Source organism: Saccharothrix sp. NBAS 001 (genome assembly GCF_056640475.1).
This window is the reverse complement of the sequence record NZ_CM153251.1, coordinates 2689436-2703514: the sequence shown is the minus strand read 5'-3', so window position 1 is coordinate 2703514 and position 14079 is coordinate 2689436. Positions and strand designations below refer to the sequence as shown.

At 74.6% G+C, this 14079-nt stretch carries 17 protein-coding genes; 11 read left to right on the top strand and 6 right to left on the bottom strand.

Annotated features, from left to right (window positions below; translation table 11 throughout):
- The first annotated feature begins 95 nt into the window (after positions 1-95).
- Positions 96-542, top strand: coding sequence for a GNAT family N-acetyltransferase (locus tag AC0HI0_RS11305; RefSeq protein ID WP_480932256.1), 447 nt, complete (start codon positions 96-98; stop codon positions 540-542).
- Here the strand turns inward: AC0HI0_RS11305 and AC0HI0_RS11300 are convergent.
- The gene (locus AC0HI0_RS11300) at positions 520-1395 is read right to left on the bottom strand and encodes an alpha/beta hydrolase family protein (RefSeq protein ID WP_480932255.1); all 876 of its coding nucleotides are present in this window, start codon (positions 1393-1395) and stop codon (positions 520-522) included. The genes AC0HI0_RS11305 and AC0HI0_RS11300 overlap by 23 nt on opposite strands.
- A 58-nt stretch (positions 1396-1453) precedes the next feature.
- Here AC0HI0_RS11300 and AC0HI0_RS11295 point away from each other — a divergent pair, with 58 nt between their 5' ends.
- The 8 genes from AC0HI0_RS11295 (at position 1454) to AC0HI0_RS11260 (ending at position 7932) form a co-directional block, all read left to right on the top strand.
- Positions 1454-2551 (top strand): epoxide hydrolase family protein, encoded by a 1098-nt coding sequence (locus tag AC0HI0_RS11295; protein WP_480932254.1) that lies wholly within the window; start codon positions 1454-1456, stop codon positions 2549-2551.
- Positions 2548-3633 carry a winged helix DNA-binding domain-containing protein gene (locus AC0HI0_RS11290; RefSeq protein WP_480932253.1) on the top strand — a complete coding sequence of 362 codons (1086 nt, stop codon included), beginning with the start codon at positions 2548-2550 and terminating at the stop codon, positions 3631-3633. The genes AC0HI0_RS11295 and AC0HI0_RS11290 overlap by 4 nt, the downstream gene beginning before the upstream one ends.
- 45 nt (positions 3634-3678) lie before the next feature.
- Positions 3679-4227, top strand: coding sequence for a PadR family transcriptional regulator (locus AC0HI0_RS11285; RefSeq protein ID WP_480932252.1), 549 nt, complete (start codon positions 3679-3681; stop codon positions 4225-4227).
- Entirely contained in the window at positions 4227-4844 is a 618-nt protein-coding gene (locus tag AC0HI0_RS11280) for a GyrI-like domain-containing protein (protein WP_480932251.1), read from the top strand. Before AC0HI0_RS11285 ends, AC0HI0_RS11280 begins: the two co-directional genes overlap by 1 nt.
- A 25-nt stretch (positions 4845-4869) precedes the next feature.
- A complete protein-coding gene (locus AC0HI0_RS11275) occupies positions 4870-5310 on the top strand; it encodes a MarR family winged helix-turn-helix transcriptional regulator (RefSeq protein ID WP_480932250.1) in 441 nt (146 codons plus the stop codon).
- Between the two features lie 5 nt (positions 5311-5315).
- Positions 5316-6278, top strand: coding sequence for a zinc-binding dehydrogenase (locus tag AC0HI0_RS11270; RefSeq protein ID WP_480934287.1), 963 nt, complete (start codon positions 5316-5318; stop codon positions 6276-6278).
- Positions 6279-6359: 81 nt separating this feature from the next.
- A complete protein-coding gene (locus AC0HI0_RS11265; protein ID WP_480932249.1) occupies positions 6360-6707 on the top strand; it encodes a YciI family protein in 348 nt (115 codons plus the stop codon).
- A gap of 4 nt (positions 6708-6711) precedes the next feature.
- Entirely contained in the window at positions 6712-7932 is a 1221-nt protein-coding gene (locus AC0HI0_RS11260; protein WP_480932248.1) for an RNA polymerase sigma factor, read from the top strand.
- Here the strand turns inward: AC0HI0_RS11260 and AC0HI0_RS11255 are convergent.
- Positions 7889-8932: a threonine aldolase family protein gene (locus AC0HI0_RS11255; RefSeq protein ID WP_480932247.1), complete on the bottom strand. Its 1044-nt coding sequence runs from the start codon at positions 8930-8932 to the stop codon at positions 7889-7891. The two genes, AC0HI0_RS11260 and AC0HI0_RS11255, sit on opposite strands and share 44 nt — an antisense overlap.
- A gap of 111 nt (positions 8933-9043) precedes the next feature.
- On the opposite strand from AC0HI0_RS11255, the gene AC0HI0_RS11250 reads away from it, so the two are divergent.
- Positions 9044-9643: a pyridoxamine 5'-phosphate oxidase family protein gene (locus tag AC0HI0_RS11250; protein ID WP_480932246.1), complete on the top strand. Its 600-nt coding sequence runs from the start codon at positions 9044-9046 to the stop codon at positions 9641-9643.
- Positions 9644-9884: 241 nt separating this feature from the next.
- On the opposite strand, the gene AC0HI0_RS11245 is transcribed toward AC0HI0_RS11250, so the two are convergent.
- The 3 genes from AC0HI0_RS11245 to AC0HI0_RS11235 form a co-directional block, all read right to left on the bottom strand.
- Positions 9885-10814 carry a hypothetical protein gene (locus tag AC0HI0_RS11245; protein ID WP_480932245.1) on the bottom strand — a complete coding sequence of 310 codons (930 nt, stop codon included), beginning with the start codon at positions 10812-10814 and terminating at the stop codon, positions 9885-9887.
- A 90-nt stretch (positions 10815-10904) separates the two neighbouring features.
- On the bottom strand, positions 10905-11789 hold the full coding sequence (locus AC0HI0_RS11240; RefSeq protein ID WP_480932244.1) for an SAM-dependent methyltransferase: 885 nt from the start codon (positions 11787-11789) through the stop codon (positions 10905-10907).
- Entirely contained in the window at positions 11786-12532 is a 747-nt protein-coding gene (locus tag AC0HI0_RS11235; protein ID WP_480932243.1) for a MerR family transcriptional regulator, read from the bottom strand. The genes AC0HI0_RS11240 and AC0HI0_RS11235 overlap by 4 nt, the downstream gene beginning before the upstream one ends.
- A 94-nt stretch (positions 12533-12626) precedes the next feature.
- On the opposite strand from AC0HI0_RS11235, the gene AC0HI0_RS11230 reads away from it, so the two are divergent.
- The gene (locus AC0HI0_RS11230) at positions 12627-13127 is read left to right on the top strand and encodes an NADAR family protein (protein WP_480932242.1); all 501 of its coding nucleotides are present in this window, start codon (positions 12627-12629) and stop codon (positions 13125-13127) included.
- Here the strand turns inward: AC0HI0_RS11230 and AC0HI0_RS11225 are convergent.
- Entirely contained in the window at positions 13117-14043 is a 927-nt protein-coding gene (locus tag AC0HI0_RS11225; RefSeq protein WP_480934286.1) for an NADP-dependent oxidoreductase, read from the bottom strand. The genes AC0HI0_RS11230 and AC0HI0_RS11225 overlap by 11 nt on opposite strands.
- Positions 14044-14079 lie beyond the last annotated feature (36 nt).

Genomic DNA, 14079 nt, shown 5'->3' with positions numbered 1-14079 from the left:
CCCAACGGCGACGACGTCTTGTCCGGGCCGGCGTGCACTACCGTCGTCGTGCGGCGGATCGCGTCGCGGCGGGTGTCCGTTGTGGAGCGTGCGGTGTGATCGAACTGGACCTGTCGGACGACGGCGTCGCGCGGGCGGTGCACCGGATCGGGTTGCGGGCCTACGCGGTGGAGGCCGCGCTGATCGGGTCGACGGGGATCCCCGCGCTGTCGGAGACGTGGCGGGAGATGCGCACCTGGCCGTTGCGGTGGCTGGGCGTGCACGTCGACGGCGGGTTGGCCGGGTTCGTGGCGTGGTCGCGGGTGGACGGCGTCCTCGACATCGACCGGCTGTGCGTGGACCCGGACCACTTCCGGCGCGGCCTGGGCCGGTCGCTGGTGTCGGCGGTGCTGGCCGGGGGCGGCCCGGCGACGGTGGCCACGGGCGCGGCGAACGTGCCCGCGATCGCCCTGTACGAGGGGCTGGGTTTCCGGCGCACCGGCACGTTCGAGGCGTTGCCGGGTCTGGTGATCGCCGAGTTCAGCCGGCCAGGAACGCCGTGAGCATCGGCAAGAATCCCGGTGCGATCCGATCCTCGCGCGGCAAGCCGGGTGTCGGTTCGCCGGTGAACAGGCTGTGGTCGGCATCGGGGAACACCGCCAGGCCGGTGGTGTGCGGCGCGAACGCGGCCACGCTCTCGGGCACGGGGATGATGTCGTCCGCGCCGCCGAACAGCGCGAGCAGCGGCACGTCAAGGCGCGGCAGCAGGTCGACCGGGTCGACGTCCATGCTGCGGGCGAAGAACGCCAGCCGCGCGGGCAGGTCGTAGATCAGCGACACCTGCGGGTACCAGGCCCGGTCGCGCAAGCGCTCCTGGTCGGCGAGGACGTGCTCGGGCGGGTCGCCGGCGCGCAGGCGGCGGGTGCGCTCGTCCACCCACGCCATGGCCTCGTCGGCGAACACCCCGTCCCGCTCCAGGGACCGGGCGATCCGCCACCGCTCCTGCGCCGCCATGGACATGCCCGGGCCGGACACCGTGACGACGTGGGCCACCGGTCCGCCGGTCGCGGCGAGCAGCGACACCCAACCGCCCTGGCTCCAGCCGATCAGCCCCACCCGCGCCGGGTCGACGCCGGGCCGCGCGCGCAGCACCTCGACGGCGGCGAGCGCCTCGGCGGCGCGGTCGGCCAGGGACTGGTCGCGCCAGTTGCCCGGTGACGGCCCGCAGCCGGGCTTGTCGTGCCACAGCACGGCCGCGCCGCACGAGGCGACCCGGCGCGGCCACTCGCCGTGGTCCTCCAGCGCGGAGTTGCCGGAGCCGTCGACCAGCACGAGTCCCGGCAGGTCCGGCCCGTCGGCGGGGCGGCGGACCCGCGCCCGCAACTCCCCCACCGCGGCGTCTTCCTCGATCCACACCGGGGCAACGGTAGTGGAAGCCGATCTAGGACGTGAGCTGTCCTAGTCGGTGTCTAGCGTGGTGTCCGTGACCGAGATCCGACCGTTCCGCATCGACATCCCCCAGGCCGACCTGGACGACCTGCACGAGCGCCTGGACCGCACCCGGTGGGCACCGCCGCTGCCCGGCGACGGGTGGCGGCGGGGCGTGCCGGCCGACTACCTGCGCGGGCTGGCCGAGTACTGGCGCTCCGGGTTCGACTGGCGCGCCCAGGAGGCGCGGCTCAACGCCTTCCCCCAGTTCGTCACCGCGATCGACGGGCTGGACGTGCACTTCCTGCACGTGCGCTCGGCGAACCCGGACGCGTTGCCGCTGCTGCTGGTGCACGGCTGGCCGAACTCGTTCGTGGAGTTCGTGGAGGCGATCGGTCACCTGCGCGAGTTCCACCTGGTGGTCCCGAGCGTCCCCGGTTTCGGGTTCTCGCAGGCGCCCGGCGAGGGTTTCGACGTGGCGGCCGCGGGCCGGGTGTTCGCGGCGCTGATGGCGCGGCTGGGGTACGGCCGCTACGGGGTGCAGGGCGGCGACCTGGGTGCGTACATCGCGCCGGAGGTGGCGGTGGCCGCGCCGGACAACGTGGTCGGGGTGTACGTCAACGGCGGGCTCGGTTTCCCCGACGAGGACGACGACGACCTGACCGAGGAGGAGGCGGGGTTCTTCGCGCAGATGGCGCAGTGGTCGCACGGCACGGTCGACCACCACGCGCTGCTGCGGGTCGCGCCGCAGACCTTCGCCTACGGCTGGAACGACTCGCCGGTGGGCCTGTTGGCGTGGCTGACCCAGAAGCTCAAGCAGTTCACCCCGACCGCCGAGGTGCCCGAGCAGGTCGTGGACCGCGACCTCATCCTGGCCAACGTGACCCTCTACTGGTTGACCGGCACGTCCGGGTCGTCGTCGTGGTTCATGTACGGCAACGAGCGGTTCCGCTGGCCGCGGGGGCAGAAGGCGGTGCCGACCGGCCTGTACAGCGGTCCGCCGGGGGTCCGGAGGCTGGCCGAGCGGCACAACGACATCGTGCACTGGCCGCAGGCGCGGCCCGGCGGGCACTTCGTGGCCATGGAGGTGCCGGGCGTGTTCGCGGCGGACCTGTCGGTGTTCTTCGCGAAGGTGGGCCGGTGAACGTCGTCGCGCGCCGGATGGCCCGGCAGCACCTGACCGTGCCGGGCACCACGCCCGCCGAGGTGGTGCGCGCGATGTGCGGCGCGCACGCCCAGGTGCTGTCGGCGGCGGAGTTGTCGATCGGGCTGCGGATCCCGGGGATCACCCGGGACCAGGTGCGCGACGCGCTGTGGGTGGACCGGACGCTGGTGAAGACGCGCGGGCCGCGCGGGACCGTGCACCTGCTGCCCACCGAGGACCTGCCGATGTGGCTGGGCGCGCAGGAGCCGCTGCTCGACCGCACGTCGGTGCTGACCGACGCACGGGTGGACGAGGTGGTGGCGGCGATCGCGGACGCGTTGCGCGACGCGGAGCTGACCGCCGACGAACTGACCGCCGAGGTGGTGGCGCGGACCGGTCCGTGGGCCGGTGAGCGGGTGATGGAGGCGTTCCAGGACAAGTGGCCGCGCTGGATGGCCGCGATGGTCCCGGCGACCTACCGGGGTGCGATGTGCTTCGCGCCCAACAAGGGGCGCAAGACCGCGTACACGAGCCCGCAGCGGTGGCTGCCCGGTGTCGCGCCCGACCCGGAGGGCGCGGTCCGGCTGCTGCACCACTACCTGCACTCCTTCGGCCCGGCGACGCCGGCGCACTTCGCGCGGTGGCTGAGCGCGCCGCAGCGGTGGGTGAACGACGTGTTCGCGCGTGCCGACGTCGAGGAGGTGCCGGGCGGGTTCGTGGTGCGTGGCGACGTGGAGTGGCCGGACGAGCCGCCGCGCGGGGTGCTGCTGCTCCCCTACTTCGACTCGTTCGTGGTGGGCAGCCACCCGCGCGCGGACCTGTTCCCGGGGGCGGCGTGGCAGCGGGCGCTCAACCGGGGCCAGGCCGGGAACTACCCGGTGCTGCTGGTGGACGGCGTGGTCGCCGGGGTGTGGCACCAGAAGCGGTCGGGCAGGCGGATCACGGTGACGGTGGAGGCGTTGGGCGCGTTGACGGCCGTGCAGCGGCGCGGGTTGGACGCGGCGGTCGAGCGGGTCGGCGAGTTCCTGGAGGGTCGGCCGGAGCTGGTGCTCGGTCCGGTGACGGCGGGTCCGCACGCCTGACCCCTGGTGTTCCAGTACTGGAGTTCTAGTACTAGAGTAGTCGGCATGGTCGCGTTGACACCCGCCGAACTGACGCTGCTCGGCCTGCTCGTGGAGCAGCCCCGGCACGGTTACGAACTGGACGAGGTGATCGCCGCGCGCGGGATGCGGGAGTGGACCGAGATCGGGTTCAGCTCGATCTACTACCTGCTGGGCCGGCTGCGCGACCGCGGCCTGGTCGCCGAAGCCGGCTCCGACGCGGGCCCGCCGCCGAGCCCGGGGGCGGGTCGGCGCAAGGTGTTCGCGGCGACCGACGAGGGGCGGGCGGCGTGCGCGGAGGCCGCCGAGGAGGCGATCGCCGTGCCCCGGCCGGTGTTCCCGCCGGTGCTGGTCGGCCTGGCGAACCTGCCGGCGGTCCCACCCGACCGCCTGCTGCCCGCGCTGGACCGCCGGGCCGCCGCGCTGGCCGAGCGGGAACGCGAGGTGCGGGCCGCCGCCGAACGGCCCGCACCGGACTTCGTCCGCGCGATCTTCGACTACTCGCTGCGCCAAATCGCCGCCGAACGAGCCTGGCTGTCGGACTACCGGGCCTCGCTGGGGACAGGAGAACGCTGATGCCGCCGTACGACCTCAAGCGCGAACTCAAAGAGTTCTACGCGCCGAAGAACACCGCGTGGGCGTTGGTGGACGTGCCCGAACAGCGGTTCGTCGCGATCGACGGGACCGGGAACCCCAACACCGCGCCCGCCTACGCCGAGGCCGTCGAGGCGCTCTACGCGGTGGCGTACATGCTGAAGTTCGCGGCCAAGCGCGAGGGCCGGGACTTCGTGGTGGGGCCGCTGGAAGGGCTGTGGTGGGCCGACGACCCGGCGGCGTTCACCGTGCGCGCCAAGGACTCGTGGCACTGGACGATGCTGATCGGCCAGCCGGACTGGATCACGCCCGAGGCGGTCGAGGAGGCCGTCCGGGCGGCGACGGCGAAGAAGAAACTGCCCGCGATCGCCGACGTGCGGTGGCTGGTGTTGCACGAGGGGCGCAGCGCGCAGGCCCTGCACATCGGCTCCTACGACGACGAAGCGCCGCTGCTGGCCGAGCTGCACGACCGGTTCCTGGCCGCGAACGGGCTGGACTTCGGCGGCCTGCACCACGAGGTGTACCTGGGCGACCCGCGCCGGACCGAGCCCGCGAAGCTGCGGACGGTGCTGCGCCAGCCCGTCCGATCGTTGGTATGACCAACGAGTGGTTAGACTGCGCCGCATGGATCCCAGGGGTGCACCCGCGCGGCTGCGCGGCACGCCGAGTTGGCTGCTCAACCAGGTCGCCGTGCTGGCCCAGCGGCTGGTGGCGGACGGGTTCGGCGCGGAGGGCGCGCGCCGCTACCACTACTCGCTGCTCGCGGCGCTGGAGGAGTTCGGGTCGGCCAGCCAGGCCGACCTCGGCCGGCGCGGCGGGGTCGACCGCAGCGACGTGGTCGCCACGGTGAACGAGCTGTCCGAACGGGGGTTCGTGCGGCGCTCCCCCGACCCGGAGGACCGGCGGCGCAACGTCGTCACGCTCACCGAGGCGGGGGCGGCGCACCTGCGGCACCTGACGGACGTGCTGGCCGCCGCGCAGGACGCGCTCCTGGCCCCCCTGGCGGCCGAGGAGCGGGAGGAACTCGTGCGGATGTTGACCAAGGTCCGGGAGCACCACTCGTGACGACGATGCGCGCGGTCGTGCTCAGCGGGCCGGGCCCGGTGGAGAACCTGGCGGTCGTGGAGCTGCCGGTGCCCGAACCGCCGGACGGGTGGGTGCGGATCAAGGTCGGCGCGTTCGGCCTGAACCGCTCCGAGCTGCACACCCGGCTCGGCCTGGCGCAGGGCGTGGTGTTCCCGCGCGTGCCGGGCATCGAGGCGGTGGGCGTGGTGGACAGCGACTGCGACCTGCCGCGCGGGCAGCAGGTCGCGGCGATGATGGGCGGCATGGGCCGGGTGTTCGACGGCGGGTACGCCGAGTACACGGCGGTGCCGCGCGAGCTGCTCGTCCCGTTCCGCTCGGACCTGCCGTGGGAGGTGCTGGGCGCGGTGCCGGAGACGGTGCAGACCGCGTACGGCTCGCTGACCACCGGCCTGGACCTGCGGGCCGGGCAGACGCTGCTGATCCGGGGCGGCACGTCGGCGCTCGGGTTCGCCACCACGACCCTGGCCCGCGAGATCGGCGCGACGGTGCTGGCCACGACCCGCAGCGGCAGCCGGCTGGACGTGCTGCGCGCGCACGGCGTCGACCACCCGCTGGTGGACGACGGCAAGGTCGCCGACCAGGTCCGGGCGCTGTACCCGGACGGCGTGGACGCGGCGTTGGAGCTGGTCGGCACGCCGACCCTGCCGGACACGCTCGCCGCCACCAGGGTGCACGGCACGGTGTGCTTCACCGGGATGCTGTCCAACGAGTGGACCGTGCCGGACTTCTACCCCATCGGCTACCTGCCCAAGGGCGTGCGGCTGACCGCGTACGGCGGGGAGAGCTCGGACCTGCCCGCCGAGGTGTTGCAGCGCCACCTCGACCGGCTGGCGTCCGGCGCGGCGTCGACCGGCCCGGTGACCGCCTACCCGATGGCGGACATCCGGCGCGCGCACGACGATCTGGAGCACAACCGGCAGGTCGGCAAGCTGGTCGGGCTCCCCTAGGGAAATTCCTCCCCCGGCGGTGTCGATCCGGGCGCGGGCCGTTCGTGTAGAGGGCGACGGAACCACTTCCGAGGAGGCGTGATGGCGCACTACCTGCTCAACGTGATCGAGCCGTCCGGTACCGGCCGGCCCGAGCCCGCCGTGCTGGACCGGATCATGGCCGACGTCGGCGCGGTGGACGCCGACATGCGCGAGGCCGGCGTCTGGGTGTTCGCGGGCGGCCTGCACGGGCCGGAGTCGGCCACGACGCTGCGGCCCGCCGGCGACGACGTGCTGATCACCGACGGGCCGTTCCTGGAGGCCAGGGAGCACGTCGGCGGGTTCACCGTCGTGGACGTGCCGGACCTCGACGCGGCGCTGGAGTGGGGTCGCCGGCTCAGCGTGGCGACCACGCTGCCGACCGAGGTCCGGCCGTTCCGGGCCGGCTGAGCCGGTGACGTCGGTCGAGGAGGTCTTCGGCCGGGAGTACGCGCGCTCGGTGGCCGTCCTGGTCCGCGTCTTCGGCGACGTCGACATCGCCGAGGAGGCCGTCCAGGACGCGTTCGCCGAGGCGGTGCGGCGGTGGCCGCGGACCGGCGTGCCGCCCGCGCCGGCCGGCTGGATCATCACCACCGCGCGCAACCGGGCGGTGGACCGGCTGCGCCGGGAGGCCCGCCGGGACGACAAGCACGCCCAGGCCGCGCTGCTGCGCGCCCGGGACGAGCCGGCCGAGGAGGACGCCGTGTCCGACGACCGGCTGCGGCTGATCTTCACCTGCTGCCACCCGGCGCTGGCCCCGGCGGCGCGGGTGGCGCTGACGCTGCGGCTGCTCGGCGGGCTCACCACGGCGGAGATCGCGCGGGCGTTCCTGGTGCCCGAGTCGACCATGGCGCAGCGGCTGGTGCGCGCCAAGAACAAGATCCGGGACGCCCGCATCCCCTACCGGGTGCCCGGCGCGGCCGAGCTGCCCGACCGGCTCGGCGGCGTGCTCGCGGTGGTGTACCTGGTGTTCAACGAGGGGTACGCGGCGTCCTCCGGCGACGACCTGGTGCGCGACGAGCTGTGCGCGGAGGCGCTGCGGCTGGGCCGGCTGCTGGTGGCGCTGATGCCCGACGAGCCGGAGGCGGTGGGCCTGCTCGCGCTGATGCTGCTGGTGCACGCCCGGCGGCCGGCCCGCACGACGCCGGACGGGGCGCTGGTGCGGCTGGCCGACCAGGACCGGACCCGCTGGGACGCCGGGGCGCTCGCCGAGGGGCGCGAGCTGGTGCGGCGCTGCCTGCGGCGCGGGCGGCCCGGCCCGTACCAGGTCCAGGCCGCGATCAACGCCGTGCACAGCGACCCGCCGCCGACCGACTGGCGGCAGGTCGTCGCCCTCTACGACCTGCTCACCACGTTCACGCCGAGTCCCGTGGTGGCGCTGAACCGGGCGGTCGCGGTGGCCGAGGTCGACGGGCCGGCGGTCGCGCTGGACCTGGTGGACGGGCTGTCCCTGGACTCCCACCACCTCTTCCACGGCGTCCGGGCGGAACTGCTGCGCAGGCTCGGCCGCACCGCCGAGGCGGTGCGGGCCTACCGGCGGGCGTTCGCGCTGGCCGGCAACGCGGCGGAACGGGACCTGGTGGCACGGTTGCTCAGCGAAGCCGGCGGATCAGTCCCGCCACCTCCGCCGGGGTGAACTCGGCGGCGGTCGCGCCGATGCTCAGCTCCAGCACCGACCAGCCGGGCACGCCCGTGCCCCGGGTGTGGGTGGGCAGCTCCACGCCGGTCTCCTCCAGCAGCCGCCGCGCCGCCGCCGAGACGACCTCCCCGGCCACCGGCAGGACGACGTGGAACAGCGACGCCTGCGGCACCTCGGGGCGGGTGCGGGCGTAGCCGTCGGCGTTGATCGCGGCGGCGATCGCGCGGGCGTGGTCGACGAACTCGGCCATCCGGGGCAGCACCTCGTCCAGGCCGATCAGCGCGGCCACCGCCTCGGGCCAGGCGTCGGCCAGGTTGCCGCCCAGCCGGGTGCGCCACACCGACGCCTCGCCGATGACGTCCTCCTCGCCCGCCAGGACCGCGCCGCGCACCCCTTCGAGCCCTTTGTAGAGCGACACGTAGACGGTGTCGAACAGGGCGGCGATCTCGTCGAGCGGACGGCCGTAGTACGGCTGCGACTCCCACAGGCGCGCGCCGTCGAGGTGGGCCGCCGCGCCGTGTTCACGGGCCCAGGAGGTCTGCGCGACCAGGTCGTCCCACGCGGGCAGCAGGCCGCCGATCTCGCGCTGCGGCAGTTCCAGCAGCAGCGCGGACAGCGGTTCCCGGATCTGCCGCAGGTCGTCCAGGGTGATCAGCTCGTAATGGTCGCCGACCGGGCGGTGCACGAGGTGGTGCACGGCGGCGTGGCCCTGCTCCTCCCACCTGGCGAGGTGCGTCTGCGGGTGGGCGGCGAACGTGCGGCGGCCCCGGCGGTCGGCGTGCACCCGCAGCGCGGTCTGCTGCGCCATCGTCCCGGACGGGAAGTACCGGGCGGCGGGTTTGCCGAGCAGCCCGGCGATCCGGCGTTCCAGCTCGGCGACCGGCGCGGTGGGCGCGGTGCCGGGCGGCACCCGGTCGAGCATCCGGCGCAGCAGCAGGTGCGGGTCACGCCGAGACCGGGAGTGCAGGACGAGGGACCGCCGGATCTCGGGTGCCATGATCGGAGTCTCGCCGGGTCGCGGGCCGCCCGGCAACGGGTTTCCCGCACCGCGCGTCCGGGACGTGGGATGACCAGGCCATTCCCGGCCGGCTGCGGTGATACTGGCGGCATGGGGAAGGTCTACGAGCGGATCGACGGCCGGTTGCGGGCGTTCATCGAGGCGCAGCCGGTGTTCTTCACGGCCAGCGCCCCGCTGGCGGCGGACGGGCACGTGAACGTCTCGCCCAAGGGGCGGGCCGGGTCGCTGCGGGTGCTCGACGAGCACCGGGTGGCCTACCTCGACTTCGGCGGCAGCCACGCCGAGACGATCGCGCACCTGCGGGAGAACGGCCGGATCACGCTGATGTGGTGCGCGTTCGAAGGCCCGCCGAAGATCGTGCGGGTGCACGGCACCGGCGAACCGGTGTTCCGCGACGACCCGCGCTTCGCCGAGCTGGTGTCCGGGTTCGGGGACGCCGACGGGCCGGCGCTGCGCGCGGTCGTGGTGGTGACGGCGAAGCTGGTCAGCGACACGTGCGGGTACGCCGTGCCGTTCATGGACTACCGCGAGGAGCGGACGCTGCACGCGGACTACTTCGGCCGCAAGTCGGAGCCGGAGTTCGCCGAGTACTGCGAGCGCAAGGACCACAACGCGGTGAGCATCGACGGCCTGCCCGCGATCCCCCTCCCGCTGCCCGACCGGCCCTGGATGGTTGATTCCGAGGGGTAGGCACCTGGAGATGGGGCGAGGGTGTCGACGTGCGGGTTGTGACGGCCGGCCTTGACATACTCGCGTCCGCACTTCACGTCAGGACCGGCGACCTGTTGGAGGCCGCTCGGGTTCACCTCCGAGGCCAGGTGGCTGCGGCACGCCCGCGTGCATTCCGGGGCGCCTGTTCCGGTGCCTGTCCCGACGGCCGGGCTACAACAGGCGGCTGCGCAAGGCGTCCGGGCTGGTCGGACTCACGCATCTAGCCGGCCAGCGGGAGCACGGCGGCCACGTCGTCGTCGGCCACGTCGGTGACGGTGATCGTCAGGTGGGCGAAGGAGGGCGCCAGGGCGGCCAGCGCGGTCGCCCGGTCGCCCTCGATCTCGTCGTCGTCGATGAGCAGGCCGCGCAGCGCCAGGGTCTCCAGGCCGGGCAGGATCGGGGACTCGGCCAGGGTGACGAGGGTGGCGTAGTCGCCGCCGTCGAACTCCGCGTCGCCCAGGTCGAGGTGGCGCAGCGCGGGGTAGCGGGCCGGGTCGAGCGCGGTCAGCTGCTCGACGGGGCAGACGGAGCCGAAGACGTCGGCACCGATGTCCAGCGTCAGGGTCACGACGGCGGGCGCCTTGTGCGGGAAGACGGCACCGTCGGCGAACACCGCGCCGCGCAACCGCAGTCCGGTCAGCGCGGGCAGCGCGTCGCCGTCGATGTCGTCGAACAGCAGCCCGCCTTCGACGGTGAGTTCGCGCAGTGCGGGCAGCGCGTCCCACAGCCGGTTCGCCGTGTCGTCCACGAGGCCGTCGTGCAGCCACGACGTCGGGTCGATCCGGCCGCCGGTCGAGGTGGTGGCGTGCTCGAACAGGCACTCGAAGTCGTGCCCGAAGTACAGGTCGGTCAACTGCTCGCGGCGCGTGGCGGCCAGGGCCCGCGCGGCCCGGCGCGCGGAGTGGTGGAAGTCGGTCAGGTGCAGTTCCAGCCGGCGCAGGTGCGCCGAGGCGGGGTCGGTGAGCAGCGCCTCGATCAGCGCGGCCTCCCACTGCTCCGGGTCGCCCGCGTCCGCGCCGAGGCGTGCCACCAGCGCGCCGCGCTCTCCGGCGGTGTCCGGGGCCAGGCGGAACACGGCCTCGTCCAGCCGGTCGTCGGACCAGGTGAGCTGCCAGGAAGCGTCGGTGCGCAACCCCTCGAAGTCGATCACGGCGGCATCGTAGACAGCGGGTCCGACACCGTGCGCCGCCACCCGGCCCTTCTGCCGGCGGATGCCCTCGGACGGCGACCGGACCGGTGCCTACGGGTTCTTCACGGCGGTGGTGAACCCGGCCTGGGTGGGGCGCGCCGGGCCCTGGACCAGGTCCGGGTGCAGGAGCGGGCGGTCGTAGCGGGCGGTGACCGCGTCCACCGGGACGTCCTCGGCGGTCCAGCCGCGCCCGCGCAGGGTGGCCGCGAGGTCGGCGCGGGGGCCGCCGCGGACCACCTCGTCCATCCGGATGCCGACGCGTTCGCCGCCGTCCCGCAGCGCGCGCGGGTCGGCCACGGCGACGGCGTGTTCGGCGGCCAGGGTGCTGCCCGGCGCGGACAGCCGGTCGACGGTGTCGACCAGCGCGCGCTCGGCGTCCGGGTCGAGGTAGTGCAGCAGTCCTTCGACCAGCCACGCGGTGGGGGTGCCGGGGTCGAAACCGGCGGCGCGCAGGGGGGTCTCCCAGTCGCCGGCGAGGTCGGCGGGCACCGGCACGCGGGCGCAGCGCGGCGGCGCGGTGAGCACCTGCTCCTTGAACGCCAGCACGTCCGGCCGGTCCAGCTCGAACACGGTGGTGCCGGCGGGCCAGTCGAGGCGGAACGCCCTGGCGTCCAGGCCCGCCGCCGGCAGCACGACCTGCGGGGTGGCCGGGGTGAGCGCGTCGTCGAGGAACCGGGTGCGCAGGCCGACGTAGTTCGCGCCCAGCAGCAGGAGCACCTGCTGGTCGGTGAGCGCGCCGACGTCGTCGGGCCACCGGGTGGGCAGCGGGACCGGGGTCGGAGCGGCGCGCACGAACGCCTCCGCGAACGGGTCCTCGACCAGCCGGTCCGGCCGGCTGGTCTCCACGGCGCGCGCTGCGGCGGCGGCCACGGCGGTGAACGCGGTCGTCGACAGCGCGGTCGCCGACAGCGGGGTGTTGTCCGGGGCAGAGGTCATCGGGTCGTCCTCACGCGATCGAGGTAGTCGAGCACTTCGGCGATGCCCGCCGGGTCCCAGCCGATGCGGGTGCTCAGCTGCGCGCCGATCCGGTCGCCGTGGTCGCGCCACAGGTCGGCCACCCGGGACCGGACGCGGTCGTCGCCGGCGGGCTGGAACGCCTCGCCGATCTCGGTCCACCGGGCGGCCAGCCGCCGCACGCCGGGGTCGGTGACCGGGGTGCCGGCCCGCTGGTGGCGGCGCAGGTCGCCGAGCAGGCCGACCCACTCGGCGCGCAGGTCCTCGACCTGCCGGCCGCCCAGCTCGGTCCGGCGGGCGGCCAGGGCGTCGCGCTGGTCGGCGGACAGGTAGGCGTCGAACAGGGCGAGGGTCTCCAGCGCGGTGAGGAACCCCTCGACCGGCGGGACGCCGTCGGCCAGGCCGGTCAGCAGGGTCCGCACGCGGTCGCGCAGCTCGTCCAGGCGGTGCGCGCGGGCGTCGAGGTCGGCCAGCTGGGCGGTGAGCAGGTCGCGCAGGCCGGGCACGTCGTCGTCCAGCGCCGGGCCGATCCGGTCGAGCGGGACGCCGAGTTGGCGCAGCGCGCGGATGCGGTAGAGGCGGCGGACGTCGTCCTCGCTGTAGCGGCGGTGGCCCGCCGCGTTGCGCGCGGCGGGGGTGAGCAGGCCGATGTCGTCGTAGTGGTGCAGCGTGCGCACCGTGATCCCGCAGGCCCCGGCCAGTTCGCCCGCGCTCCAATAACGCATGGTGGGGACGTTAGGACCTCACGCCACGTGAGGCACAAGACCGGTCACGCGGCCGGCGCGACGACCCGGCGCAGTGGTCTGGGATCGTGTGCCGGTGACGAAGTACGTGTTCTTCTGGGGCCACACGCCCGGCGCGCCCGACCGGGTCGGCAAGGAGTGCCTGAGCCAGTGGTGGGAGGGCGAGTTCACGGCGGACGGCCGGACCTACCGCACCGCCGAGCACTTCATGATGGCGGGCAAGGCCGACCTGTTCGGCGACGCCGAGGTCGCCGAGCGGGTGCTGGCCGCGCGCACACCGGGCGAGGCCAAGGCGCTGGGCCGCCAGGTCCGGGGGTTCGACAACGCCACCTGGGAGGAGCACCGGCTGGACGTCGTCGTGCGCGGGAACCTGGCGAAGTTCACCGCGCACGACGCGGCGCGGGACTTCCTGCTCGCCACCGGCGACCGGGTGCTGGTCGAGGCGAGCCCGGTGGACCGGGTGTGGGGCATCGGGTTGGCCGCCGACGACGAGCGGGCCGCCGACCCGGGCTCCTGGCAGGGCCTGAACCTGCTGGGCGAGGCGTTGATGGAGGTGCGCCGCCGGCTCAGGGCGTGAGCACGATCTTGCCCCGGGTGCGGCCGGTCTCCAGCAGTTCGTGCGCCCGCGCGGCCTGCGCGAGCGGGAGCACGGCGTCCAGTTCGGTGCGCAGCGCGCCGCGCTCGACCAGGTCCGCGAGCGCGAGCAGGCCGTGCCGGTCCGGTTCGCACAACACCGCCGCCACCCGCACGTCGGCGGGCGCGGCGGCGCGCAGGGCGTCGAGGGTGCCGCCGAGGATGGTCACCACCATGCCGCCGGGCTTCACGACCGGCAGCGAGCGCACGCCGACGTCGCCGCCCACGGTGTCGAAGGCGAGGTCGACGTCCCGGACGACGGCGGCGAAGTCGACCGCGGTGTAGTCCACGACCTCGTCCGCGCCCAGCGAGCGCACGAACTCGTGCTTGGCGGCTCCGGCGGTCGCGATCACGTGCGCTCCCCGGGCCTTCGCGATCTGCACCGCGAGGTGCCCGACGCCGCCCCCGCCGGCGTGCACCAGGACCCGCTGCCCGGGCCCGACGCCGGCGGTCTCCACCAGGCTCTGCCACGCGGTCAGGCCGACCAGCGGCAGGGCCGCGCCGTGCGGGTGGTCCAGGGCGGCGGGCTTGCGCACGAAGTGGCGGGTGGGCGCGGCGACGAACTCGGCGTACGCGCCGGCCGGGCGCGGGAACAGCGGCATCCCGATCACCTCGTCGCCCGGCCGGAACAGGGTGACGCCGACGCCGACCTCCTCGACCACGCCGGAGACGTCCCAGCCGAGCGTGAACGGCGGTTCGCCGAGCACGCCGCCGTGCGCGCGGGTCTTGGCGTCGACCGGGTTGACCCCGGCCGCGCGGACCCGGACCAGGATCTCGGTGGGGCCGGGCGCGGGCCGTTCGGCGGTGATCCCGTGCAGCACCTCGGGGCCGCCCAGCCGGTCCTGGCCGATCGCGCGCATGGTGGTCATGCTTCGATCCTCATCGAACCCCGGCGC

Bases quoted from the DNA above. Each gene is read 5' to 3' on its own strand.
- AC0HI0_RS11285 (WP_480932252.1), top strand. From the start codon at position 3,679: ATGGTCGCGTTGACACCCGCCGAACTGACGCTGCTCGGCCTGCTCGTG.
- AC0HI0_RS11280 (WP_480932251.1), top strand. From the start codon at position 4,227: ATGCCGCCGTACGACCTCAAGCGCGAACTCAAAGAGTTCTACGCGCCG.
- AC0HI0_RS11275 (WP_480932250.1), top strand. From the start codon at position 4,870: ATGGATCCCAGGGGTGCACCCGCGCGGCTGCGCGGCACGCCGAGTTGG.
- AC0HI0_RS11270 (WP_480934287.1), top strand. From the start codon at position 5,316: ATGCGCGCGGTCGTGCTCAGCGGGCCGGGCCCGGTGGAGAACCTGGCG.
- AC0HI0_RS11265 (WP_480932249.1), top strand. From the start codon at position 6,360: ATGGCGCACTACCTGCTCAACGTGATCGAGCCGTCCGGTACCGGCCGG.
- AC0HI0_RS11255 (WP_480932247.1), bottom strand. From the start codon at position 8,932: ATGGCACCCGAGATCCGGCGGTCCCTCGTCCTGCACTCCCGGTCTCGG.
- AC0HI0_RS11250 (WP_480932246.1), top strand. From the start codon at position 9,044: ATGGGGAAGGTCTACGAGCGGATCGACGGCCGGTTGCGGGCGTTCATC.
- AC0HI0_RS11240 (WP_480932244.1), bottom strand. From the start codon at position 11,789: ATGACCTCTGCCCCGGACAACACCCCGCTGTCGGCGACCGCGCTGTCG.
- AC0HI0_RS11235 (WP_480932243.1), bottom strand. From the start codon at position 12,532: ATGCGTTATTGGAGCGCGGGCGAACTGGCCGGGGCCTGCGGGATCACG.
- AC0HI0_RS11225 (WP_480934286.1), bottom strand. From the start codon at position 14,043: ATGCGCGCGATCGGCCAGGACCGGCTGGGCGGCCCCGAGGTGCTGCAC.